At 69.3% G+C, this 24,710-nt stretch carries 19 protein-coding genes and 1 pseudogene; 12 read left to right on the plus strand and 8 right to left on the minus strand.

Annotated elements, in window-relative coordinates; genetic code table 11:
• Together A5691_RS02305 and A5691_RS02310 are read right to left on the minus strand one after the other, a co-directional pair.
• Positions 1–741: a GntR family transcriptional regulator gene (locus tag A5691_RS02305; protein ID WP_068017634.1), complete on the minus strand. Its 741-nt coding sequence runs from the start codon at positions 739–741 to the stop codon at positions 1–3.
• Complete coding sequence (locus A5691_RS02310) at positions 741–2,354, minus strand: SMP-30/gluconolactonase/LRE family protein (RefSeq protein ID WP_068017637.1); 1,614 nt, start codon at positions 2,352–2,354, stop codon at positions 741–743. The genes A5691_RS02305 and A5691_RS02310 overlap by 1 nt, the downstream gene beginning before the upstream one ends.
• Positions 2,355–2,574: 220 nt before the next feature.
• Between A5691_RS02310 and A5691_RS02315 the strand changes: the two genes are divergently transcribed.
• Genes A5691_RS02315 through A5691_RS02345 form a run of 7 tightly spaced genes read left to right on the plus strand, consistent with a single transcriptional unit; the run spans position 2,575 to position 11,971 of the window.
• The gene (locus A5691_RS02315; RefSeq protein WP_068017640.1) at positions 2,575–3,423 is read left to right on the plus strand and encodes an SDR family NAD(P)-dependent oxidoreductase; all 849 of its coding nucleotides are present in this window, start codon (positions 2,575–2,577) and stop codon (positions 3,421–3,423) included.
• Positions 3,420–4,805, plus strand: coding sequence for an SRPBCC family protein (locus A5691_RS02320; RefSeq protein ID WP_068017644.1), 1,386 nt, complete (start codon positions 3,420–3,422; stop codon positions 4,803–4,805). Before A5691_RS02315 ends, A5691_RS02320 begins: the two co-directional genes overlap by 4 nt.
• Positions 4,802–6,649, plus strand: coding sequence for an NAD(P)/FAD-dependent oxidoreductase (locus A5691_RS02325; protein ID WP_068017647.1), 1,848 nt, complete (start codon positions 4,802–4,804; stop codon positions 6,647–6,649). Before A5691_RS02320 ends, A5691_RS02325 begins: the two co-directional genes overlap by 4 nt.
• Positions 6,646–7,596, plus strand: a complete 951-nt coding sequence (locus tag A5691_RS02330) for an SDR family NAD(P)-dependent oxidoreductase (protein WP_067749458.1) — start codon at positions 6,646–6,648, stop codon at positions 7,594–7,596. Before A5691_RS02325 ends, A5691_RS02330 begins: the two co-directional genes overlap by 4 nt.
• On the plus strand, positions 7,589–8,803 hold the full coding sequence (locus tag A5691_RS02335) for a CaiB/BaiF CoA-transferase family protein (protein ID WP_068017650.1): 1,215 nt from the start codon (positions 7,589–7,591) through the stop codon (positions 8,801–8,803). Before A5691_RS02330 ends, A5691_RS02335 begins: the two co-directional genes overlap by 8 nt.
• Positions 8,804–10,510 (plus strand): thiamine pyrophosphate-binding protein, encoded by a 1,707-nt coding sequence (locus A5691_RS02340; protein WP_067749462.1) that lies wholly within the window; start codon positions 8,804–8,806, stop codon positions 10,508–10,510.
• Between the two features lie 24 nt (positions 10,511–10,534).
• The gene (locus A5691_RS02345; RefSeq protein ID WP_068017654.1) at positions 10,535–11,971 is read left to right on the plus strand and encodes an aldehyde dehydrogenase family protein; all 1,437 of its coding nucleotides are present in this window, start codon (positions 10,535–10,537) and stop codon (positions 11,969–11,971) included.
• 8 nt (positions 11,972–11,979) lie between these two features.
• On the opposite strand, the gene A5691_RS02350 is transcribed toward A5691_RS02345, so the two are convergent.
• Together A5691_RS02350 and A5691_RS02355 are read right to left on the minus strand one after the other, a co-directional pair.
• Entirely contained in the window at positions 11,980–12,441 is a 462-nt protein-coding gene (locus A5691_RS02350; RefSeq protein WP_067749465.1) for an SRPBCC family protein, read from the minus strand.
• Positions 12,438–13,301 carry a rhomboid family intramembrane serine protease gene (locus A5691_RS02355; protein ID WP_082950097.1) on the minus strand — a complete coding sequence of 288 codons (864 nt, stop codon included), beginning with the start codon at positions 13,299–13,301 and terminating at the stop codon, positions 12,438–12,440. Before A5691_RS02355 ends, A5691_RS02350 begins: the two co-directional genes overlap by 4 nt.
• A 100-nt stretch (positions 13,302–13,401) precedes the next feature.
• Here A5691_RS02355 and A5691_RS02360 point away from each other — a divergent pair, with 100 nt between their 5' ends.
• Complete coding sequence (locus tag A5691_RS02360) at positions 13,402–13,761, plus strand: nuclear transport factor 2 family protein (RefSeq protein ID WP_068017656.1); 360 nt, start codon at positions 13,402–13,404, stop codon at positions 13,759–13,761.
• A gap of 60 nt (positions 13,762–13,821) precedes the next feature.
• Positions 13,822–14,046, plus strand: a complete 225-nt coding sequence (locus A5691_RS02365) for a hypothetical protein (protein WP_055404709.1) — start codon at positions 13,822–13,824, stop codon at positions 14,044–14,046.
• Between the two features lie 100 nt (positions 14,047–14,146).
• Here the strand turns inward: A5691_RS02365 and A5691_RS02370 are convergent, their stop codons facing one another.
• Both A5691_RS02370 and A5691_RS02375 read right to left on the minus strand, forming a co-directional pair.
• Positions 14,147–14,884, minus strand: a complete 738-nt coding sequence (locus tag A5691_RS02370) for a DUF899 domain-containing protein (protein WP_068017673.1) — start codon at positions 14,882–14,884, stop codon at positions 14,147–14,149.
• A 29-nt stretch (positions 14,885–14,913) separates the two neighbouring features.
• A complete protein-coding gene (locus tag A5691_RS02375) occupies positions 14,914–15,684 on the minus strand; it encodes an SDR family oxidoreductase (protein WP_068017659.1) in 771 nt (256 codons plus the stop codon).
• 147 nt (positions 15,685–15,831) lie between these two features.
• Between A5691_RS02375 and A5691_RS02380 the strand changes: the two genes are divergently transcribed.
• Both A5691_RS02380 and A5691_RS02385 read left to right on the plus strand, forming a co-directional pair.
• On the plus strand, positions 15,832–16,785 hold the full coding sequence (locus A5691_RS02380) for a sigma-70 family RNA polymerase sigma factor (protein WP_067889529.1): 954 nt from the start codon (positions 15,832–15,834) through the stop codon (positions 16,783–16,785).
• Positions 16,786–16,944: 159 nt separating this feature from the next.
• Positions 16,945–21,768: a cation-translocating P-type ATPase gene (locus tag A5691_RS02385; protein WP_068017662.1), complete on the plus strand. Its 4,824-nt coding sequence runs from the start codon at positions 16,945–16,947 to the stop codon at positions 21,766–21,768.
• A gap of 11 nt (positions 21,769–21,779) precedes the next feature.
• Here the strand turns inward: A5691_RS02385 and A5691_RS02390 are convergent, their stop codons facing one another.
• Positions 21,780–23,345, minus strand: coding sequence for an AMP-binding protein (locus A5691_RS02390; RefSeq protein WP_068017664.1), 1,566 nt, complete (start codon positions 23,343–23,345; stop codon positions 21,780–21,782).
• A complete protein-coding gene (locus A5691_RS02395) occupies positions 23,342–24,235 on the minus strand; it encodes an SDR family NAD(P)-dependent oxidoreductase (protein ID WP_067749482.1) in 894 nt (297 codons plus the stop codon). Before A5691_RS02395 ends, A5691_RS02390 begins: the two co-directional genes overlap by 4 nt.
• Positions 24,236–24,525: 290 nt before the next feature.
• Here A5691_RS02395 and A5691_RS27055 point away from each other — a divergent pair.
• A pseudogene (locus A5691_RS27055) lies at positions 24,526–24,710 on the plus strand (cutinase family protein); the annotation flags it as partial.

The raw sequence follows: 24,710 nt of genomic DNA on the forward strand, positions 1-24,710 counted from the left end.
CTAATCTTTCACTCGGCGCATTGTCATCGCATACCGGAAGTCCGAAGACAGATGGGTGTTGATCGTCACCTGGGCGACCACGCCGTCAGACGTCGTATAGGTGCGCCGCATCTGTAGGGCGGCAGTCCCCGCCTCGACCGCGAGGCCGTCGACCACGTCGGGCGAAAGCACCACCGCGGCGATCTCTTGGTGTAGCTCGGCGATGGTGACACCGAACAGGTCCTCGATCAGCGGGAAGATCGGGCCGGCGTGCCGTTGCAGCAGCCTGCCGACCGCCGCGAAATCGCGGTTGATGTAGTACTCCGTTCGGCACAGGGGCGCTGACGCGCCGTCGGCCTGGCGGTACCCGCGCACGCTCAACCACTGTGTGCCGGCGAGCAATCCGGTTCGAGCGGAAAGGTCCCGGTCGATGGTCACCATCGCGTTCGACTCGATCGTCAGCTGCGCGCCGGCCGCGAAGACGAGCAGGTCGTCGATTGACATCGCGTCCTGCGCATAGGAACTGGTGGCCGGGCGCGGAACCACCCGGGTGCCCGCTCGCGGCCGGGACGCAACGAGGTTGTCATCGCGAAGCCGGCGCAGCGCCTCGCGAATGGTGTAGCGGCTGACCGCGAATCGCTCGCACAGCTGATGCTCCGTCGGGAGCTGCGAGCCGACCGGATAGACGCCGTCGACGATCTCCTTGCGCAGCGTGCGGGCGATCTGAAGGTAGCGGTGCTCGCCCGCGATGGCCTGGGTCATCAGCGGCCATCCCGGCGTAGAGCCAGGACGCTGCCGTCGCCGTCGGCCGAGAGGTAGAGGGTCCCGTCGGGCGCGGACGTGATGCCGGCAAAGGGGCCCTGCGGGCCGGAAAAGGGGGGCATCCCTTTCAACGGTTTGGGCGCCACACCCGGCGGCGGGCCGACCGGCAGCCCCGATGCGATGACGCGCCGGACCTGGCCATGCAGGTCGAAGGCGATCAACTCCTTGGTGCCCGCATCGACGATGTAGAGCACACCGTCACGCACCAGAATGCCTTGTGGGCGCTGCAGATCCGCCACCACGATGTCGCCGCCGGGTCCGCTCACCCTGACGACCCGCCCGGCCTCCGCCACCAGGGGCGCGCCCTCCGCGTCGATCGCGACGCCGACCGGATCCCGCAGGCCGGTGGCCAGCACCTCGACGCCGCCCGCACCCAGCGACAGGACCCGCCCGGTGCCCAGCTCGGCGAAGACGACCCCCTTGCGACCGACCGCAACGCCGTAGAGCTGGTCGAAACCGTCGGCCAGCACCTCACTTTGGCCGGCCGCAGGCCGGTAGCGGGCGACCTGACCGCCCGAGGTGGTCACGACGAACTCGCCGGGCCCGCTCGGCGCGATCCCCCGCAGGAACCCGGGATAGCCGGGGCTGAACAACATGCCCGCGGTCTGCAACGACCCGTCCGGCTGCACGACATAGAGGTAGGTGCCATCGGCGACGTAAAGCCGGCCGTCGTGGTCCACGGCCAGGTCGAGCGGCCAGTTGAGCCCGCCGGGCAACACCGTTCGCGTCTCGCCGGTGCGCGCGATCTCGGTGACCTCTCCGGTGAAGTTCGAGGCCAGCACCCGGTCGCCGACCAACGTGCAGTTGTCCAGGCCGGGGCTCAACTGGGCCAGTACCCGCCGCTCGCCGCTGCGGGGATCTATGCGAAGGACCTGCCCGCTGGCGACCTGGGTCGACACGATGCGGCCGTGGTTGTCGAACTTGACCGAGTCCGGTACACCGAGATCGGCTGCGACACAGTCTGGCTCACCGCCGTCGGGATCGACGCGCCAGATCTCGTTGGCGCCCATCACGGGAAAATACAACAGGCCGTCGGGGCCTACCTCCATCGCGTTCGGTGACGGCACCCCATCCAGCAGCACCCGCGGCGATCCGCCCGCCGGATCGAGTTCCAGCAACCGGCCGCCCTCACGGCATTCGCCGACGAACAACCGGTCCCGATAAAACGTGATGCCGTTCGCCGACGGGACATCGTCGCGCAGCACTCGGGTTCGCCCGGCGGTGTCGAGCACGCTGACCCGGCCGTCCATCACCTCGGTGGCGTACAGGTTGCCGCGGGAGTCGAACGCGACGTCGTCGGGGGCGACGATGTCGCCGCCCTTCGGGCTCACGGTTTCCAGCCGGCCGGTGCGGTGATCCAGTGCGCTGATCTGACTTCCGGTCACCTGCGCGATGTAGACGCGACCGTCCGGGCCGGTCCGCAAACCGTTGGCGCCGAACAGCCGGCTGGGAGCGGTCACTCGATCGAGGGTCCAGCCTTCCGCCACGTCGATCGGGTGATGTAGCGCCGCATACCGTGACGGCTCCGCCGCGGTGGCCCTCGAAATCGACATGCCTCGCCGGGATCCTTCCGTAGGCCGTTTGAGCTGGACGTTATCAATTACGGTTAGTCCAGACAATAGTCATCGGCAGCGCTCTGCTCGGCCTTGACAGTCCAGTCTGGCGATGGGAATAGTATTCTCCGAACGACAGAATGCCATATTTTGTCCGGACCAGTAGACAGCAGAGCCCGTTGCGCCCGTGCCCGGTGTTCGCAGCAGGGGAAAGCAGGCCATGGAGGACTTCCTCAGACTCGACGGTCGCATCGTGGTGGTCTCCGGCGCCGGGGGCGGCGGGATCGGTACCACCGTGACGGCGATGGCCGCCCGGGCCGGCGCCACCGTGATCGCGGTGAGCCGGTCGAAGGAGAATCTCGACGAGCATGTCGCCCCGCTGGCCGGTCAGGGTCTGGCGGTGGTGCCGGTGGCGGCCGACGCCTCGACCGATGAGGGCATCGCCGCGGTCATCGATCAGGCGCGCCGCGCCGAGGGCAACCTGTACGGGCTCGTCAATGTCGCCGGCGGTGCCGCGCCATCGACGTGGATGCCGTCGACCCGTGTGACGCGGCACGACTGGCGCGAGATTTTCGCCGCAAACCTCGAGACCGCGTTCTTCATGAGCCAGGCCGTGGCGGCCGAGCTGGTGGCCCAGCAGCGGCCGGGATCGATCGTGTCGATCTCGTCGATCAGCGGCATGAACACCGCGCCCTTCCACATCGCCTACGGCACCGCCAAGGCCGCCATCGCCGCGATGACGCGCACCATGGCACTCGAGCTTGCCCTGGCCGGCATCAGGGTGAACGCCGTGGCGCCGGGCGTCACCGAGACCGCCGCCTCGCGCACCTATGTCGACTCCGAGCCGGACCGGGATCGGCGGGCGATCGCGATGGGCAGGCGCGGCAGGCCCGAGGAACAGGCGGGCGCCATCCTGTTTCTGCTGTCGGAACTCTCCAGCTACATCACGGGCCAGACGCTGCTCGTCGACGGCGGGCTTGACCTCAAGTGGAGTCATCTCGACGCCGACAACACGTCGTTGTTCCTCAAGGACGAATCCTTCCGCGCGGCCATCAGGAGGATGCGATGACCGACCTCGCCAAGGGCGTGAACGCCGCAGCGGCCGAGGAACTTTCGCGGCCCGTCACGATCGGCGTCGAGGCCTACATCTCCGAAGACTACGCGCGCGCCGAACGCGACAAGCTGTGGCGGAAGGTATGGCAGCAGGTCGGCCGGGTCGAAGAGCTGCCCGAGGTGGGCAGCTACCTGACCTACGACATCCTTGACGACTCGATCATCGTCGTGCGCACCGGACCACGCGAATTCCACGCCCACCACAACGTGTGCATGCACCGCGGCCGCCGAGTGATCGACACACCCGAGGGTGCGAAGAACGCCCGCGGCCGTGCCCGCAAATCGTTCGTCTGCGGATTCCACGGCTGGACATACGGTTTGGACGGGGCGTGCACCCACATCCGCGAACAACAGGACTGGCAGGGGGCGCTCACCCCCGACAACACCCACCTGCGGCCGGTCAAGGTCGACACGTGGGGTGGCTGGCTGTGGGTCAACATGGACCCCGACTGCGAATCGCTGGCCGATTACCTGTTTCCCGCAGCGAAGATTCTCGACCCCTTCGGGTGCGAGAACATGCGCTACAAATGGCGAAAGTGGCTGTTCTTCGACTGCAATTGGAAGGTCGCGCTCGAGGCGTTCAACGAGACCTACCACGTCTACACCACCCATCCCGAATTCAACAGGTTCGGCGAATTCAAGGGCTGGGCCAAGGCGCAGGGCAAACACAGCAGCATCGGCTATGACGCTCCGGACGACATGGAGGCCACCAAGTCCAAGATCCGCCTCGGCACCGGCGCCGACCCTCGCGTGTCCACCGCGGAGATGCAGGTGTACACGATGGAGGAAACGAACGCCACCACCACCCAGACCCTGGTGAACGCGGCCAAGCGGCTGGTGGACGAATTGCCCGAGGGAACACCGGCCGACAAGGTCCTCGAGCACTGGCTGGCGTCGGCGCGCCGCGACGACGCGGCCCGCGGCGTGATCTGGCCGACGATTCCCGCCGACATCCTCGGGCAGGCCGGCACCGCGTGGCAGATCTTTCCGAACTTCCAGATCGGGCAGGGCCTGACCAGTGCGCTGTGCTACGGCGCGCGACCACATCCCAGCTACCACCCCGACAAGTGCATCTTCGAGGTGTCGGTCTTGGAGCTCTATCCGAAAGGCCAAGAGCCCGAGACGGAATGGGAGTACACGCCGGTCGGCGATCCCAGGTGGCGTTCGGTCCTGCCGCAGGATTTCTCGAACATGGCCGCGGTGCAGCAGGGCATGAAATCGCTGGGCTTTCCGGGCACCAAGCCCAACCCGTACCGCGAACGCAGCACCGTCAACCTGCACTACCAACTGTCGAAGTACATGGGTACCGGCGCACCGCGGGAGCTTGAAGACACATGACCATGTTCGGAAACGATTGCGGACCGACGCAGACGCCGGACGACGCCGACATCGAGACGCTGCGGGAGAAGTATCGGCAGGAACGTGAAAAGCGGCTGCGCAAAGAGGGTTCCAAGCAGTACATCGAACTCGAGGACGATTTCGCCGGCTACTACGAGGTGGACCCGTACACGCCCGTCACACCTCGGGATCCGATCAACGAGGACATCGACGTGGCGGTTCTCGGGGGCGGCTTCGGGGGCCTGCTGTCGGCGGCCTATCTGAAGAAGGCGGGCGTCGACGACGTACGGATCATCGAGCTCGGCGGTGACTTCGGCGGCGTCTGGTACTGGAACCGCTACCCGGGTATCCAGTGCGACAACGAATCTTACTGCTATATACCGCTTCTCGAAGAGCTCAACTTCATGCCGTCGAAGAAATTCGCCGACGGCGCCGAGATCTACCGGCACTGCCGGAACATCGGCAAGCATTTCGGTCTCTACGACTCGGCGGTCTTCTCCACCCAGGTGCACGATCTGCGCTGGGACGAAGACATCAGGCGCTGGCGCGTCGGCACCAATCGCGGCGACGACATTCGCGCTCGCTTCGTCGTGATGGCGTCCGGCCCGTTCCACCGGCCCAAGTTGCCCGGCATTCCCGGCATCAGAGACTTCCGGGGACACAGCTTCCATTCGTCACGGTGGGATTACGCCTACACCGGCGGCGATGCCCAGGGCGGACTGGACAAGCTGGCTGACAAGCGCGTGGCCGTGGTCGGCACCGGCGCCACCGGGATCCAGATCGTGCCGTTCCTGGCCCGCCACGCCCAACACCTGTACGTCTTCCAACGCACCCCGTCGACCGTGGACGCGCGCAACAACGCGCCGACCGATCCCGAATGGGTCAAGACCCTGAAACCCGGCTGGCAGAAGGAACGCCAGCGCAACTTTCACTCCTGGACGTTCGAGGGCATGGCGCTCGGCCAGCCGGATCTGGTGTGCGACTTCTGGACCGAGCTCGGGCGCAACACCGCCGCCCGGGTCCTTGCCCTGGACGATCCGGCGGCACTGACTCCCGAACAGTTCATCGCGATCCGGGAGGAGGAAGACTACAAGGTCATGGAGCGGCTGCGCCGGCGCGTGGCGGCCATCGTCGAGGACGAGACGACCGCCGAGGCGCTGAAGCCCTACTACCGGTTCCTGTGCAAGCGGCCCTGCTCCAACGACGACTACCTGGCAACGTTCAACCGGTCTAACGTCACGCTGGTCGATGTGTCGGCGAGCAAGGGGGTCGAGCGCGCCACCGAAAAGGGCCTTCTCGCAAACGGTGTCGAGTACGAGGTCGACTGCATCATCTACGCGAGCGGATTCGAGATCACCACCGAAATCAGCCGCCGCTACTCGATCGAGACGATCGAGGGTCGCAACGGGCTGTCGCTGTTCGACTACTGGCACGACGGCTACAAGACGTTGCACGGCATGACCAGCCGCGATTTTCCCAACCAGTTCTATACCGGGTTCACCCAGGTCGGCATCTCCGCGAACATCGCGGCCAATTACGAGGTGCAGGGCGAGCACATTGCCTACATCATCGCCGAAGCCCTGGCGCGCGGCGCGACCACCGTCGAGCCCAGCCAGGAGGCTCAGGACGCATGGTGCCAGACGATCCGCGAGACGGCGGTCGACAACTCGGCGTTCGATGCTCAGTGCACGCCCGGTTACTACAACAACGAAGGCGGCGGGGGCGGCGAGGGAATCCGGTCCCACCTCGGTGAGCCCTACGGCCCCGGCTTCTACGCCTTCGAAGACCTGCTGCGCGTCTGGCGGGCCAGGGGCGACCTGGAAGGTCTGGTCCTGGGCACGTGAACGAGACCCCTTCCACAGAGCTGAGATTCGACGGCCGCGTCGCCGTGGTGACCGGCGCCGGCCGCGGATTGGGCCGCTCCTATGCCCTGCTACTCGCGGCGCGTGGCGCGAAGGTCGTGGTGAACGATCCGGGCGGCGGCCTGACCGGCGAGGGTTGCGATCCCGGACCGGCCGAGCACGTCGCAGCCGAGATCACGGCGGCGGGCGGGGACGCGGTCGCGTGTACCGCGTCGGTCGCGACCCGCGAAGGCGGTGAAGCGATCATCCAGACCGCCGTGGAACGTTACGGCGGCATCGACATCCTCATCCACAACGCCGGCAACGTCCGTCGCGCGTCGCTCAAGGAGATGAGCTACGAGGATTTCGACGCGGTCCTCGACGTCCACCTGCGCGGTGCGTTCCACGTTGTGCGGCCGGCGTTTCCGCTCATGTGCCGGGCGGGCTACGGGCGCATCGTGTTGACGTCGTCGATCGGCGGCCTGTACGGCAACCACGGGGTGGCCAACTACGCGGCCGCGAAGGCCGGCGTCATCGGACTGGCCAACGTCGCGGCGCTCGAAGGCGCCGCCGACGGCGTCGCGTGCAACGTCATCGTCCCGGCCGCGGTGACCAGGATGGCCGACGGCATCGACATCTCCGCCTACCCGCCGATGGGTCCGGAACTCGTTGCACCCGTCGCGGCTTGGCTCGCCCACGAATCCTGCTCGGTGAACGGGGAGATGTTCATCGCGCTGGCGGGTCGGGTGGCGCGGGTGGTCGTCGCCGAAAGCCCGGGGGTCTACCGGCCCTCCTGGACGATCGAAGACGTCGGCCGCCACCTGGAGGCGATCCGATACGTGGAGGCGCCGTTGATCTTCCCGGTCCTGCCCGACGGGCACGACCGGCACATTCGCTACAGCTTCGAATTGTCGCACCGCTCAAGCGATCAAGGAGCGCTGCATGGCTGACGCGACCGGTCCGCTCGCCGGCGTGCGAGTGATCGACCTGACCGCCATGGTGATGGGACCGTACTGCACGCAGATCATGGCCGACATGGGCGCCGACGTGATCAAAGTCGAACCGCCGGAAGGGGATAACACCCGCTACATCTCGGTGGGCCCGGCACCAGGCATGAGTGGCGTGTTCGTCAACGTCAACCGCGGCAAGCGCAGCGTCGTGCTGGACCTCCGAACCGAAACGGGCGCGGCCGCACTGCGCGGGCTGCTCGAAACGGCGGACGTGTTCATCCACTCGATGCGCGCCAAGGCGATCGCCAAGCTGGGGTTCGGCTACCCCGAGGTCGCCGCGATCAACCCGCGGATCATCTACACCAATTGCTACGGCTACGGCAGGCGTGGACCCGAACGCGACCGTCCCGCATACGACGACACCATTCAGGCCGAATGCGGCCTGCCCGCGGTGCAACAACAGCTGACGGGCGAGGCCGACTACGTCGGGACCATCATGGCCGATAAGGTCGCCGGTCTGACGGCGCTCTACGCGACGACGATGGCGCTGTTCCACCGCGAGCGCACCGGTGAGGGACAAGAGGTCGAGGTCGCGATGTTCGAAACCATGGCCTCGTTCATGCTCGTCGAACACGCCAACGGTGCACTGTTCGATCCCCCGTTGGGGCCGGCGGTCTATCCGCGCACCGTGGCGCCCAACCGCCGCCCGTACCGCACCAGCGACGGCTACATCGCCGCGTTGATCTACAACGACAAGCACTGGAACGCGTTCATCGATGCCGTGCAGCCGCCGTGGGCCGATGGGTCGCATTCGACGCTGGAACAGCGCGCCCGCCAGATCGACGCCGTCTACGGCTTATTGGCCGAAACGATGAAGCAGCGCTCTACCGAGGAATGGCTGGCCTTGTTCCGCGACCTCGAGATACCGGCCGCACCGCTCAATACACCGGGCGCGCTGTTCGATGACCCGCATCTCAACGCCGTCGGCATGTTCGAGACCGTGGACACCCCGCACGGCCCGGTGCGCTTCCCGGGCGTGCCCACCTGGTTCTCACGGACGCCGGGGCGGGTCGCGGGGCCCGCCCCCGAGCTCGGCGCCGACACCACCGAAGTGCTCGCCGAAATCGGCGCGAGCAGACGCGGAATCGCACGAGATGCCCCGCCACAGTGCGAGTCTGTGTCTGCTCGCGAGGGAAAGGAGTCCTAGATGGGTGTGCCCGTCTACAAGCGCATTCTGGACCTGTTCGAGGCCGAGGGTGTCAATACCTTGTTCGGCATCCCCGACCCGAACTTCGTGCACATGTTCGCGGAGGCGGATGCCCGTGGCTGGTCGGTGGTCGCACCGCATCACGAACTCAGCGCGGGATTCATGGCCGAGGCGGCGTCGCGGATGACGGGCAATCCCGGCCTGTGCATCGGCACGCTCGGACCGGGCATGGCCAACATCGCGGGGGCGATCCAGTGCGCGAAGGTGGAAAACTCCCCGGTGATCTTCATCGGCGGCCAGCGAGCCCGCATCACCGAGCGCCGGGTCCGGCGCGGCCGCATCCAGTTCGTCCGGCAGGAACCGCTCTTCGCGCCCTCGGTCAAGTACAGCGCCTCCATCGAGTACGCCGACCAGACCGACGAGATCATCCACGAGGCGATCCGCCGGGCCATGTCCGGCACGCCCGGCCCGGCCTACATCGAGTACCCGTCGCACGTCATCCTCTCCGAGCTCGACGCGGCGGATCCACTGCCGCCCCACCGGTATCGACTCGTCAACCAGACCGCGGGTGAGCGCGAGGTGGCCGAAGCGGCCAAGCTGATCCGGGCGGCCCAGAGCCCGATCTTGTTGGTGGGGCACGGGGTCCACACGTCGCGCACGGGTGCGGCGGTCCGGGAGCTGGCCGACCTCATGGCCTGCCCGGTGATCCAGACCTCCGGTGGCACGTCGTTCATCGACGGGCTCGAGGACCGCACGTTCGCGTACGGATTCTCGCCGGCGGCCGTCGAGGCGGTGGTGAATTCCGATCTGTGCGTCGCGCTCGGCACGGAGCTCGGTGAGCCGAGTCATTACGGCAGGACCCGCCACTGGGCGCCCAACGACGCAAACCGCAAATGGGTTCTGGTCGAACAGGACCCGGTGGCCATCGGGGTCAACCGTCCGATCGACGTCCCCCTGGTCGGCGACCTTCGCGGCGTGGTGCCTCAGCTGGTGGAGGCACTTCGCGGCACACCGAGAAGGGCGTCCGCCGACCTCGACCGCTGGATCGCCGAGGACGCGGCGGAGCTGGCGCAGCTCGCGGAGAACGCGCCGACGGGACGGACGCCGGTGCACCCGGCACGCTTCGTCGTCGAGGCCACCCGGGCGTTCCCGAAGGACGGCATCATGGTCCGCGACGGCGGGGCGACAGTCATTTTCGGCTGGACCTACTCGCAGGCCAAACCGCGAGACGTCATCTGGAACCAGAACTTCGGCCATCTCGGCACCGGTTTGCCGTACGCGGTCGGGGCCTCGGTCGCCGAGGGCGGCAAGCGCCCGGTGATGCTGGTGACCAGCGATTCGGCGTTCCTTTTCCACATCGCGGAGTTGGAAACGGCCGCGCGGCTACGGCTCCCACTCGTGTGCGTGGTCGGTGTCGACCACCAGTGGGGCCTCGAAGTCGGCGTCTACAAGCGCACCTTCGCCCAGCCGTCGCCGCAGCCCGGGGTGCACTGGAGCAAGGACGTCCGTCTCGACAAGGTCGCCGAGGGCTTCGGTTGCCACGGCGAGTACGTCGAGAAGGAAGAGGAGATCGGGCCGGCGATCGAGCGAGCGTACGCGAGCGGCAAGACCGCAGTCGTCCACGTCTGCATCGACCCGAAGGCGAACTCCGAGGAGATGCCCAAGTACGACGAGTTCCGTACCTGGTACGCCGAAGGCACCCAATAGTTCAAGGATCCCGAAGGAGGAGCCATGCGCGATTACCTGAAGTTCTACATCGACGGCCATTGGGTCGACCCGGTCCAGCCCAACACCTTTGACGTCGAGAACCCGGCGACCGAAGACGTGTGTGGAAGGATCTCACTCGGGTCGTCCGCGGATGTGGACGCGGCGGTGAGCGCGGCCCGGCGAGCCTTCGCCGACTGGTCGCAGAGCAGCCGCGAGCAGCGGCTGGAGCTGCTGGAGGGCATCCTCGCCGAATACCAGCGGCGCGCGGGCGAGCTCGCCGACGCGGTGACCGAGGAAATCGGCGCGCCGCCGTCGTTGGCCGCGGGCCCACAAGTGCAACTCGGGATCGGTCACTTGGTCACGGCGATCGACGTGTTGAAGAACTTCCCCTTCGAAGAACAGCACGGGGCGGCGCTGATCGCCAGGGAGCCGATCGGCGTCTGCGGGCTGATCACGCCCTGGAACTGGCCGCTCAATCAGATCGCCGTCAAGGTATATCCGGCGTTGGCGACAGGCTGCACCATGATCCTGAAACCCTCTGAGGTGGCGCCGTTTTCGGCCTACATCTTCGCCGAGATCCTCGATGCCGCAGGCGTGCCGGCCGGGGTGTTCAACCTGGTGAACGGTGACGGCCCCGGCGTGGGCATGGCGATTGCGGGCCATCCGGGCATCGACATGGTGTCGTTCACCGGGTCGACCCGCGCGGGGATCGAGGTGGCGAAGACCGCCGCCCCGACGGTCAAGCGGGTGACCCAGGAGTTGGGCGGCAAGAGCCCGAACATCGTCCTCGACGACGCGGGCTTCGCCGACAGCGTGCGGGCCGGCGTCGCCAACATGATGCCGAACTCCGGACAGAGTTGTAATGCGCCCTCGCGCATGCTCGTTCCGAACTCACGCATGGACGAGGCCATCGGCATCGCGCGCGAGACCGCCGGGCGGGTGAAGGTGGGCGACCCCGGCGACAAGACCGCGATCGGGCCCGTGGCATCCAAGGCGCAGTTCGACAAAGTGCAACGCCTCATCCAGAGCGGCATCGACGGGGGCGCGACCGTCGTCGCCGGCGGGCCGGGCCGACCCGACGGGCTGACCACCGGCTACTACGTCCGGCCGACCGTCTTCGCGAACGTCACCAACGACATGGCGATCGCACGGGAGGAGATCTTCGGGCCGGTGCTGTGCGTGCTCGGCTACGAAGACCTGGACCAGGCCGTCGATATCGCCAACGACACCGATTACGGCCTCGCGGGCTATGTTTCGGCGGCCGATCTCGACAAGGCCCGCGCGGTGGCGCGCCGAATCCGGGCCGGTTGGGTGACCATCAACCACGCGTTCGACATGAGTGCGCCATTCGGCGGCTACAAGCACAGCGGGAACGGGCGGGAGTGGAGCGAGTTCGGGTTCCACGAGTACCTGGAGATCAAGAGCATCTTGGGCTACGCGCCCGAGAAGGGCGGCCAGTAGCGCGCCGATCAGCCTGTCTCGAAGCGGCGACGGATACCGGCCAGCATCGCGATATGCGCCTGCACGGCTTCGCGGGCGGTCATCGCGGCCAGCGGCCGGGGCGCGGCGATCCGTATCCGCTCGGTGACGCGTGTGCCCGACGCGGTGGGCTCGAAACTCACCCGGCCGCGCAGCCGCACCCCCGGCGACTGGTCCGCCTCGGTCAGCACGTCGCCCTCCTCCGGCACCTGCAAACGTGCCCGGTAGGTGATGGTCATCGTGAACGGCCCCAACGGAATCCGGTCCCGCACCCGGTAGCTGAGCGCGACCCCGGCCGGGGTTTCGCTGCGCGACAATATCTCCACGGACACGATCAGCGGGTGCACCAGCTTGATGTTGTTCAAATCCACATAGAAGTCGCGAACCTCGCCCGGGGGCGCGGGCACTTCCTCCGTCAGCGTGTGCTCGGAGTGGGCAACCCACCAGCTCATGCGGAGAACTCCAAGAGGAGCTGACCCGTGCGCCACCAGATCAGCACGGCGAATGCCACCAGCACGACGAGGGTGACCGCGGCCTGAATCGTGTTGCGCCGCTCCCGTGGCGGGTAGACGTAGGCCGCGGCGACCAGCGCACCGGTGACCAGCCCGCCCACGTGCGCCTGCCAGCTGATGCGTTGCGCGCTGAACAACGGCACCAGGAACGTGAAGACGAGGTTGATCGCGATCACCGCCACCACCCAGCGGACGTCGAAGGCCAACCGCTTACCCACCACGAAGGTGGCGCCGAACAGGCCGAAGATCGCACCCGAGGCGCCCGCCGTCGCCGTGTCGAGCGGTGACACCAAATAGACCAGCACCGAGCCGCCCAGCCCGCTCAGCGCGTACAGCGCGCCGAAACGCAGTCGGCCCAGCCACATTTCGAGCGGCGGGCCCACCACATACAGCGCCCACATGTTGAACAGCAGGTGCGTGGCGCCGTAGTGCAGGAACGCCGATGTGACCAGGCGGTAGAACTGGCCGTCGGCGACGGCCGGCGGCCACAGCGCGAGCTGCTTCTCCAAGTTCCCCGACGCCATCTGCAGCACGAAGGCCGCCACGTTGATCCCGATCAGGGCATAGGTGAGCACCGGGGCCGAGCGCTGCCGTCCGCCGAATCGGGTGCGGGGCTGCCGGACCGTCCGCGCCCCGGCCCGGACGCACTCCACGCACTGCTGACCGACGGCGGCGCTGCGCATGCAGTCGCCGCAGATGTAGCGCTCGCAGCGGTTGCAACGGACGTACGTCGGGCGTCCCGGATGCCGATAGCAACTCGGCGCCGCGGGCGGCGAATCCGGTGGGCTGGGTGCGCTCATCGCCCTATTCTCGCCCGCGCCGGCGGGCCGGGCGCAGCGCTTTAGCAAAGCTGTTTTCCGCCCACCCCATTGCGCCTAATGTTTTCTGCGTGGAGTCGACATGAGCACCGGAGTGGTCGAACGCTACCTGGAGTGCCTGGCCGCACACGACTGGGACGGGCTCGCCGCAACGATCGCCGACGAGGGGCTGATCCGCGAGGGGCCGTTCTGCGATGTCGTCGAGGGCAAGCAGCACTACGTCGCCTACCTGCGCAAGGTGCTGACCGACCTGGACGGCCATCGGCTGGAGGTGCAGCGGGTCTCGCATGTCGACAGTCGCCTGTCGTACGTGGAGTTGACGGAGTCGTTCGTCATCGACGGCGCCGCCAAGCGGTGGCCCGAATGCCTACTCTTCGAGCGCGGCGATGACGGGCTGATCTCTCATGTCAGCGTGTTCTTCAAGCAGCCCGGCGCGCAGTGAATCGCCCGTGCGGCGAGCAAACTATTCCCTCACTCGCGAATTTGACCTACCGTGTGATGGGTGGAATCAAACGGAACCCCGGAATTGGTGCCCGTCGAAACATTGCACTCAGGTGATCCGATCATGGATTGCGGCCAGCGGTACATAGTCCTCGAATCGAAGGCCGTCGGCGACAGCTGCGTGGTCCTCGAGCTTGAATCCAGGGTGGACCACCAGCTGCAGGTCATCGAGAAGTCCTTCCCGGCCGGATACCACGTCAACAGGGCGAACCACCGAATCTTATAGCCCTAATTTACCCAGCCGAATATTGCGCGAGTAGCCGTTGGACGGCTACCGCGCATTCGTGTTTATTCGGGCGAGAAACGCAAATAGCGGTCGGCCGCATTTAGCGGCCGCGCGCCGGACGCGGGTCGCTGGGATTGTCCGGATCGGGATCGCCGAACCACCGCGCCGGCGCGCGCTCGCCGTAGGCGTCGTGCCATTCCCACCACTCGTAGGGCGCCGTCTGCGGATACCCGGGGGGCGAGTCCTCCCAGTTCTCCTGGCGCCCGAGCGCGGTCATGTCGAGGTAGCTCCAGGTGTTGCCCAGCGCCTCATCACCGCGGTTGTTGATGAAGTAGGTACGGAACACGCGGCCCCCGTCGTGGATGAACGCGTTCGTGCCGTGCCATTCGTCCACGCCGAAGTCGGCGTCGAAGCCGTCGGTGATCGTGTACCACGGCATCTGCCATCCCATCCGGGCCTTCAGCCGCGCGATGTCGACTTGTGGCGCCCGGGAAGCGAACACCAGGGTGGTGTCGCGGGCGTTCAGGTGGGCGAGGTGCCCCACGTGGTCGGCGATCATCGAGCAGCCGCGGCACGCGTGGCCGGGCCAGCCGTCCACGCCCGGCTCGAAGAACGCGCGGTACACGATCAGCTGGCGCCGTCCAGCGAACAAGCCCAGCAGGTCGACCCGGCCGTCGGGTCCGTCGAACGCGTACTCCCGCTCGACGGCCAGCCACGGCATCCGCCGGCGCGCCGCCGCCAGGGCGTCGCGGGCCCGCATCACTTCCTTCTCTTTCGCCAGCAGCTCTTCGCGCGCCGCGGCCCAATCCCGGGCCGATACGATAGCGGGTGTATGCATGTCGTTGTCCTCCTTGAAGTTTCGTGCCCTCATGCCACCGCCGACAGGCCTGCAGAAGAGAGCAGGTACGCATCCTGCGTCCCGGAGTCCTCGGTCGCGATGGCCAGGACCGAGCGGCCCACCTGCTCGGCGGTGAGCGCCGGCCCGGCGGCCCGCACGAACGACTCGACGTCGACCCCTTGCCGATCGGCGTACGCCGCGACTGCCTTGGCGCCGAGGTCGGTCGCCGGCGTCAACCGCGGCAGCACGGACACGAAGCGGATGCCCAGGCCGGCCAACTGCGACTCGATGGCGGCGTAGCCGGCGATGAACCTGACCGCCGCCTTCGCCCCCGCGTAGCCTCCGCTCAGTGGTGACCCGGCGAGGGCGGCGCCGCTGGACATGACGATCACCGAGCTGCCGGGTGCGAGCGGGTGCCGCAGCGCGTATCGGGTCCAGTGAAACGCCTGCGCGACATCGACATTCCAGTTCTGGCTGAAGCTGTCCCAGCTCTGCTCCTGCAGCGGGCTCATGTGAGGCGCGGCCCCGGCGCAGAGAACCAGTGTGCGCGGCCGGTATTCGTCGATGAGCCGCTGCGCCGTCGCGGGATCGGCGGCGTCGGCGGCCACCGGGATGAAGGCGTCGCCGAGCTCGCGGCGCGCGTCCTCGAGACCGGAAACGCCGCGCGCGACGCCGATCACCTCGGCGCCGGCCGCCGCCAGGGCGCCCGCGATGGCGCGGCCGAATCCGCGGCTCGCTCCGGTCACGATCGCCGTGGTGCCGGCCAGGCCACCCGATGGGAATGTCAGGGGCTCGTTCATGTTCGTCCTCGCTCTCAACGGAAGGTGCATTCACCAATTGAGATGCGGCGCGCCGCCCGAATTCATCGCCGGTGCGCCGATGAATTCGAGCCGGCCGGTGTCTCTGTACTGGAGTAGCGTTCGAACCCAGCCGAGACAGGAGGGGCCGTGCCGGCCCAGGAGGACTTCATCGCGCAGGCGGCGCCCTTTCGCGCCGAGCTGATCGCGCACTGTTACCGCATGCTCGGGTCCGTGCATGACGCCGAGGACCTCGTCCAGGAGACCTATCTCAACGGCTGGCGTGGCTACCAGGCATTCGAGGAACGCGCGGCGCTGCGGACCTGGCTTTACCGGATCGCGACGACCGCGTGCCTGCGGGCGCTGCAGAACCGCGCGCGCCGGGTGCTGCCGGCCGGGCTCGGCGACGGATCGATCGACCCCGACGCCGGACTCGACTCGACCGGCGTGCACGAGTGGCTGGAACCCATCCCCGATTCGCTGATGTTCCCCACCCCCGAGGACAACGTGGCCGCGCGACAGAGCCTGCGACTGGCCGTGATGACCGCGCTGCAAGAGCTGCCCGCCCGCCAACGGGCGGTGCTCATCCTGCGCGACGTGGTGCAGTTCAGCGCCGCGGAGGTTGCCGAGCTCCTCGAAACGACACCCGCCGCGGTCAACAGCTCGCTGCAGCGGGCGCGGGCCCACCTCGCCGAGCTCTCCCCCACCGAGGAGAACCTCTCGGAACCCGACGACGCGGAGCGCCGAGCGCTGCTCGACCGCTACTGCGCGGCATTCGAGAACGCGGACATGGCCGCCCTCACCGCGCTGCTGCAAGCGGACGTGAAGCTCGAAATGCCACCTCTCCCTGTCTGGTTCACCGGCCGTGACCCGGTGTTGAGATTCCTCGCCGCGCGCGCGTTCGCCAAGCCCGGCGAGATCGCGATGATCCCGACGGCCGCCAACACGCAACCCGCCGTCGCCGAGTACCGCCGCGGCGCCGACGGGACGTTGCGTGCCCACTCCATTCACGTCCTCACAACCGGCGCCAGCGGGGTCGCCACCATCACCGTCTTCCTGGACCCCGGCCTGTTCAGCAGGTTTGGTTTTCCGCCCAGCCGGTAACCTGTCCGCAGGGACGCGACTGCACCGCCGGTCAGGAGAAAGAAGGCCCAAACCCCCGGAGTCCTCGGTGTGGTCGCAGGGTCCACCATGGCAAATGTGGACAGGTCCCCTGCGCCCCAGGATCATTAGGCGCGGTAGACGCAATCGAAGGGTGACCGAGTGAGGATTCCGGGCGTTGCCAGCGTCGTCGCCGGCATGACCGACGGGGCGGCGCAGGTGGTGCGAGCCGGCGTGTCCACCGCGGCGGGCGCCGCGGGTGCGCTGCAGACGTTGGCCAGCCCGGTCGCCGAACTGGCCGTCCCGGTGGTGCAGTCGATGGCCCAAACGACCGGCCGGGCAATCGGATTGACCGGTCCCACCAACGGTTCCGGTCCCGCCGTCACGCCGCCGATTCGCTGGCAGAGCGGGCGGCGGGTGCATCTGGACCTGGATCCGTTGCTGCCGTTCCCGGGCTGGCATGAGCACGCGCCGGCGGTGGAGGAACCCGTCCGCCGGATTCCGGGAGTGGCCTCCGCCCACGTCGAGGGCGCCCTCGGTCGGTTGGTGATCGAATTCGACAACGAGGCCGACGGCGACGCCGTCCTGGACCGGGTCCGGGACACGGTCTGCGGCGTAGCGGCGGACCTGAGGCTGGTCACGTCCAAGGACGCGCCGCGCACCGCGCCGTTCGCCGATCCGGGAAACCCGTTGGCGATCCTGGTCCCGTTCAGCGCCGCGGCGATGGACGTGGCGGCCGTCGGCGCCGCGGTGACCGGCTGGTTGGGCCGGCTCCCGGTCGCGCCGCGCAGTGCCCGCGCCGCCGCCGCGCTGCTGAACCACCAACCGCGCGTCGTCGCCGTGCTCGAGTCGCGGCTGGGTCGCGTCGGCACCGACATCGCGCTCAGCGCCTCCACCGCGCTGGCCAACGGGCTGACGCAGGCGGTCGGCACACCGTTGCTGGATCTGGCGCAACGCAGCCTGCAGGTATCCGAGGCGGCGGCGCATCGCCAGCGCTGGCGGGAACGCGAACCGCAGCTGGCCTCGCCCAGTCGCCCGCAGGCGCCGGTGGTCCCCGTCATATCGTCGGCCGGGCCGAAATCGCAAGCGCCCCGGCATAATTCGGCGGCGGCCGCCGCGGGGGAAGCGTCCCACGTGGTGGTGGGCGGTGCCATCGACGCCGCCATCGACACCGCGAAGGGATCGATGGCCGGGCCGGTGGAGGAGTACGCCGACCAAGCCGCCAACGCCTCGCTGGTGGCCGCCGCAGGTGCGCTGTTGGCCGGCGGCGGCACCGAGGATGCGGCCGGCGCCCTGCTGGCCGGCGTGCCCAGGGCGGCGCACACGGGCCGGCAGGCCTTCGCGGCCGTGTTGGGCCGCGGACTGGCCAACGCCGGCCAACTGTTCCTCGACCCGGGCGCCCTGCGGCGGCTGGACCGGGTCAAGGTGGTCGTCGTCGACGGCGCCGCGCTGCGGGGCGACAACCGCGCCGTGCTGCAGGCGCGGGGCGACGTACCCGGATGGGACGAGGACCGGGTCTACGAGGTCGCCGACGCGCTGCTGCACGGTGAGGAGGCCCCCGAACCGGATCCCGACGAGTTGCCTGCCACGGGCGCGCGCCTGCGGTGGGTCCGGGCGCAGGGCTCGTCGGCGACGCCCGCGCAGGGTCTCGAGCACGCCGATCTGGTGGTCGACGGCGAACGCGTCGGCAGCGTCGACGTCGGCTGGGAGGTCGACCCGTTCGCCATCCCGCTGCTGCAGATCGCGCACCGGACCGGTGCACGGGTGGTGTTGCGCCACGTCGCCGGCACCGAGGACCTGACCGCCAGCGTCGCCGTCAGCCACCCCCCGGGCACGCCACTGCTGCAGTTGGTGCGCGACCTGCGCACGGATCGCGGGCCGGTGCTGCTGATCACCGCGCTGCACCGCGACTTCGCATCGACCGACACCTTGGCCGCGTTGGCCATCGCCGACGTCGGCGTCGCGCTCGACGACCCCCAGGCCGCGACGCCCTGGACGGCGGACATCATCACCGGCACGGACCTGGCCGCCGCGGTGCGCATCCTTTCGGCGCTGCCGGTGGCCCGGGAGGCGACGGAGTCGGCGGTGCGCCTGGCCAAGGGCGGCAGCACCCTGGCGGGGCTGTTGCTGGTCACCGGCGACCCGCGCACCCTGAGCCCGTTCGCCGTGCAGCGCTGGCTCAACCCGGTGAACGCCGCCGCCGCGGCCGCGCTGATGCAGGGCAGCTTCGCCGCCTCGCGGGTGCTTCGGCTGGCCGACCCGACACCCCAGCCGCTGACCGCGTGGCATGCCCTGGACCCGGAGATCGTCTACTCCCGGCTGGCCAGCCGCACCCGCCCCCTGGCCGTCGAGCCCGGCGTCGCGCCCTGGCGGCAGCTCCTCGACGACCTGTCCTACAACCCGGTGGTCGCGCCGCTGCGCGGGCCGGCGAGCCGCGTGGGGCGGCTGCTCACCGCGACGCGCGCCGAGCTGGCCGACCCGCTGACGCCCATCCTGGCCGTGGGTGCGGCGGCCTCGGCGATCGTCGGCAGCAGCGTCGACGCGCTGCTGGTGGCGGGCGTGATGACCGCGAACGCGGTCGCCGGTGGCGTCCAGCGGTTGCGGGCCGAGGCCGCGGTCGCCGAGCTCTTCGCCGAGCAGGACCAGTACGCCCGGCGCGTGGTGTTGCCCACGGTCGCCACCGCGCACCGCCGGCTGGAGGCCGCCCGGACCGTCGAGCGGACGGTGTCGGTGAGCGCGAAATCGCTGCGGCCCGGCGACATCATCGACCTGGCCGCCCCGGAGGTCGTGCCGGCGGACGCGCGCCTGCTGGTGGCCGAGGACCTCGAGGTCGACGAGTCCTTCCTGACCGGCGAGTCGCTGCCGGTGGACAAGCAGGTCGAGCCGGTCGCCGTCGCCGACTCCGACCGCGCCAGCATGCTGTTCGAGGGCAGCACCATCGTGGCGGGGCACGCCCGGGCGATCGTCGTGGCGACCGGTGCGGGCACCGCCGCGCAGCGCGCGATCTCGGCCATCGCCGACGTCGAGTCGGCGGCCGGGGTGCAGGCCCGGTTGCGGGAGTTGACCAGCAAGGTCCTGCCACTGACCCTGGCCGGCGGCGCCGCGGTGACCGCGTTGGCCCTGCTGCATCAGGGATCCCTGCGGCAGGCCGTCGCGGACGGGGTGGCCATCGCCGTGGCCGCCGTCCCCGAGGGGCTGCCCCTGGTGGCCACCCTGGCCCAGCTGGCCGCCGCCCAGCGGTTGTCGCGCCGCGGCGTCCTCGTCCGCACGCCGCGGGCGGTCGAGGCCCTGGGCCGGGTCGAAACGGTGTGTTTCGACAAGACCGGCACGCTCACCGAGAACCGTTTGCGCGTCGTCCGCGGTGTCCCGCACGACGCGAGCGCGGACGGCGCATTCCCCGAAGTCAGCGCGCCGGAGTCCGCCGCGGTGTTGCGGGCCGCCGCGCGCAGCAGCACCCAGCCGCACAATGGGGGCGGCCACGCGCACGCCACCGACGAGGCGATCCTCAACGCCGCGAATTCCGTTGACGCGCAATGGGCCTCGGATTGGACCGTGCTCGCGGAGGTGCCCTTCGAATCCAGCCGCGGGTATTCGGCCGCGATCGGCGTGACCGGTGGAAACGGCGGGCCGATGCTGATGCTCAAAGGCGCGCCGGAGGAGGTTCTGCCGCGCTGCCGCTTCGCCGATGCGGACGCCGGCCCCGGCCACGCGGAGTCGTTGGTGTTGCGCCTGGCCGAGCAGGGGCTGCGCGTGCTGGCGGTGGCCCAGCGCCGGTGGGAGCACGGGACCAGCGAGGAGGACACCGACGTCGACGCCGTGGACGTCGCGGCGCACGACCTCGAGCTGATCGGCTACGTCGGCCTGGCCGACACCGCCCGCGCGTCGGCGCGGCCGCTGATCGAGGCGCTGGTGCAGGCCGGCCGGCGGGTCGTGCTGATCACCGGCGACCACCCGGTGACCGCCCGGGCGATCGCCCGGCAACTCGGGTTGCCCGCGGACGCGCGGGAGATCACCGGCGCCGAACTCGCCGCCTTCGGTGAGGAGGACCGCGCCAAGGTCGCCGCCGACGTCCAGGTCTTCGCCCGCGTCAGCCCCGAGCAGAAGGTGCAGATCGTCGCAGCGCTGCAGGACTGCGGGCAGGCGGTCGCCATGGTCGGCGACGGGGCCAACGACGCGGCCGCCATCCGGATCGCCGACGTGGGCATCGGGGTGAGCGGTCGCGGTTCGTCCGCCGCCCGCGGCGCCGCCGACATCGTGTTGACCGACAACGATCTGGGTGTGCTGCTCGACGCGCTGGTCGAGGGCCGCGGGATGTGGGGCGGGGTACGCGACGCGGTGAGCATTCTGGTCGGCGGCAACGTCGGCGAAGTGCTGTTCACCCTCATCGGGACCGCGCTGGGCACCGGCAGGGCGCCGGTGGGCACCCGCCAGTTGCTGCTGGTGAACCTGCTCACCGACATGTTCCCCGCGCTCGCGGTCGCGGTCACCCCGCAATACCCCGAGCCCGAAGAGGCCGAGGACGGCGTCGACCGCGATGCCGAGGAGCTGCATCGCGCGTTCCAGCTGGCGACGCTCTCCGGGCCCTCGCCCTCCCTCGACGCGCCGCTGATGCGGCAGATCGTCACCCGGGGCGCCGTCACGGCCGCGGGTGCGACGGCGGCCTGGGCCATCGGACGCTGGACTCCGGGCACCGAACGCCGCACCTCGACCATGGGGCTCACCGCGCTGGTGACCACCCAGCTCGCGCAGACCCTGCTGACGCGCCGCCACAGCCCGCTGGTGCTGGGCACGGCGCTGGGCAGCGCGGGCGTCCTGGTAGCCATCGTCCAAACCCCCGGCGTCAGCCACTTCTTCGGCTGCACACCGTTGGGCCCCGTCGCCTGGACCGGCGTCATCAGTGCCACCGCGGGCGCCACCGTCGTCTCGGTGCTGGCGCCCAACTGGCTGGCGCAGCGGGTGGCCGCGCTGGAACCGAAGCAGGACTGAGGCTTTCGCCGCTAGCCGGACAGCTCCTTGCGCACGACCTTGCCGGCCGGATTGCGCGGAATGGTGGCCACGAGGTTGATGTCGCGGGGCTGCTCGAATCGGGAGACCTTGCCCTTGAGGTACTCCCGCAGTGCCTCCTCATCGGTGTCGCTGCCCGGCCGCAAGACCACGAACGCGGCCAGTCGGTGGCCGAATTTCTCGTCGGGAACGCCGATGACCGCGTTGTCGGCGATGGCGGGGTGCTGGGCGAGCGCGTTCTCGACCGCGCGCGGATAGACGTTCTCGCCGCCGGAGATGATCATGTCGTCCTCGCGGCCGACGATGTAGAGCCGGCCTTCGTTGTCGAGGTAGCCCATGTCGCCGGTGCTGGTCATGCCGTCGATCACCGTCTTGGCCCCGCCGCCGGTGTAGCCCTCGCTCGCCAGCTCGCCGCCGACGAAGATGCGGCCGGTGACGCGCGGGCCGACGGGCCTGCCGTTCTTGTCGAGGATGCGCACCGGGCAGCCGGCGACCGGCCGCCCGACGGTCTCCGGCGCTTCGCGCAACTCGGCCGGTGTCGCCAGGGCGCCGATGCCGACCTCGGTGGAACCGTAACCGTTGTAGAGGATGTCGCCGTAGGCGTCCATGAACCGCTGGCCAAGGGTGGGGTCGAGCCGGTCCCCGCTCGACATCACGACCCGCAGGTACGGCACCGGGTTGCGCGTACGCACCCGGTCGGGCAGGGCGAGGATGCGCGCGAGCACCACCGGCACCGCGGTGAACGCGTCGGCGCGATGCAGCGACGCCTGCGCGAGCGCCGCCTCGGCGTCGAAGTGACGATGGGTGAGCACCGTGCCGCCCAGGGCCACGGTGAGCATCAGCATGCCCAGCCCCAGCCCGTGAAACATGGGCATTGCCACCGAGATCCGCGAACCGGTGCGCAGGCCGGTGCGGTCGAGGATCGTCACCCACACGCCCACCGCCGAACGCAGCTGCGGCGAGCGGGGCACCCCCTTGGGGGTGCCGGTGGTGCCGGACGTGAGCAGGATGATCCGGCCCGGTGCGGACACGTCGGGCCGCTCGTCGCCCTCCTCCGTGGTGGCCGTCGCCGGGTCGATCAGGGTGACTGATTCGTCGGCGGCGCGGACCCGCTCGCCGAACTCGTGGTCGGCGATCATCGCGGTGATCCGGTGCGCGCTCACCGCGGACGCCAGGGCGTCGCTGCGGAACTCCGTATTGACCAGGACCACGTCGGCACCCACCATTGCGGTGGCGAAGACGCCGGCGATGAAACCGCGTCCATTGCGGCACATGACGCCCACGGCGTCGCCGGGTCCGACACCGTCGCGGGACAACCGGCGCGCCAGCGAGTCGGTCGCGGACCGCAGCTCGCGGTAATCCCAAGCGCCATCGTCGTCGACGATCGCCGCCCGGTTGGGCCAGCGGGTCGCCGTCACCGCCAGCAGCGTGTACGGGTTGGTGCCGCCCCGCCGCGCCTCGCGGAGCACCCGCAGGGTCGCCAGGGGCGACGGCGGCGTCAGCAGTCGCGATCGCAGCAACGCCCGCGCCGCGGTGCCGACCACGCCCTCGTTGCTCATCGCCGGGCCTCCGGGCCGCCGGAATCGGAGAAGAACCGCCGGTACCACAGCCGGGCGGCGCGTTCGGCCGGGCCGGCCAACAGCACGGACGCCACCTCGGCGGGCAACACCCAGGGCGGTTCGTTGCTGCGCGGTCGCTCGATCACCGCTTTGGCGATCGCGTCGGCTGCTTGGTCCGCCGACATGCCTGGGAGCCGGCCCAGGACGGGCGTGGGTTCGATCATCCGGGTGCGCACCAGCGCGAAGTAGACGGAGGTGACGTCGACGCCGTCGGCGTGCAGCTCCGGGGCGACGCTGCGCAGCCAGCGGTCGAAGGCGCCTTTCGACGCCTGGTAAGCGCCCCACTGCGGCCCCGGCACGACGCGCACGCCGACGCTGGACACGTTGACGACGTGCCCGCGGCCGCTTTCGCGCATGGCCGGCAGCAGCCCCAGCAGCAGCCGGATGGGCCCGAGATAGTTGATGTCGATGGTGCGCTGAAAGTCGTGCGGCCGGTCGTATTGGTGATGCAGCGAGCGGCGCAACGACTTTCCGGCGTTGCTGACCACGATGTCCAGCGCGCCGTGCTCCTCGGTGATCTCCTTGGTCAGCGCGCTGACGGCGGCTTCGTCGGTGAGGTCGGTCGGGTACGCGATCGCGCGTCCGCCCGCGGCGTTGATCGACGCCGCCAGGTCGGCCAGGCGCTCCTCGGACCGGGCGACCGCCAGCACGGTGGCTCCCCCGGCGGCCAACCGGCGCGCCGTCGCCTCACCGATCCCGTAGGAGGCGCCGGTAACCAGCGCGGTCTTACCGGTGACGGCGCTGCGCAACCTGTCGGGATCCGATACTCGCGCCGGATTGGCCACGTGGTCCGTGACCTTGTTGAGGGCCTGCACTATCACGTTCAACATCGCCGCTGCATCCACTCGAGCCGGATGTCGAGGATCGGCGGATGGCTTCACCGTGCACTCGACTCGTCATAGGTAGCAGACCACATCGCGGTTCGCCGGTGCGCCTCGCCCCGCCGTTGCGCCGTTCGCCGGCGCGGGCCCCGGGGCGGTGGGCGCCGCGCAGCCGGATGACCGACGCGCGCAAGCCATCTCGGCCCGGATACCGCGGGGTGGACGGTGTTGTGTGAATTCGCAGTAATTTCCCGGGTTTGACCTGTTTAGCGGGAAGCTTCTCTGGGCACAATTGCGGCATGATCGCACGTCAAATAGCTCGTTTTCTCGGTCCAGCAGTAGTAGCCGCGTCCGGCCTCAGCGCGTCGGCCATCACCGGCTCCCTCCTCCCCTCCGCCGCCGCCCAATGTCCGGACGTGCAGGTGGTGTTCGCCCGCGGCACCGGTGAAGCCCCCGGAGTCGGGCCCACCGGCCAGGCCTTCGT

Origin of the sequence: Mycobacterium sp. E183, from assembly GCF_001667735.1 — a bacterium.
Lineage (GTDB): Bacteria > Actinomycetota > Actinomycetes > Mycobacteriales > Mycobacteriaceae > Mycobacterium.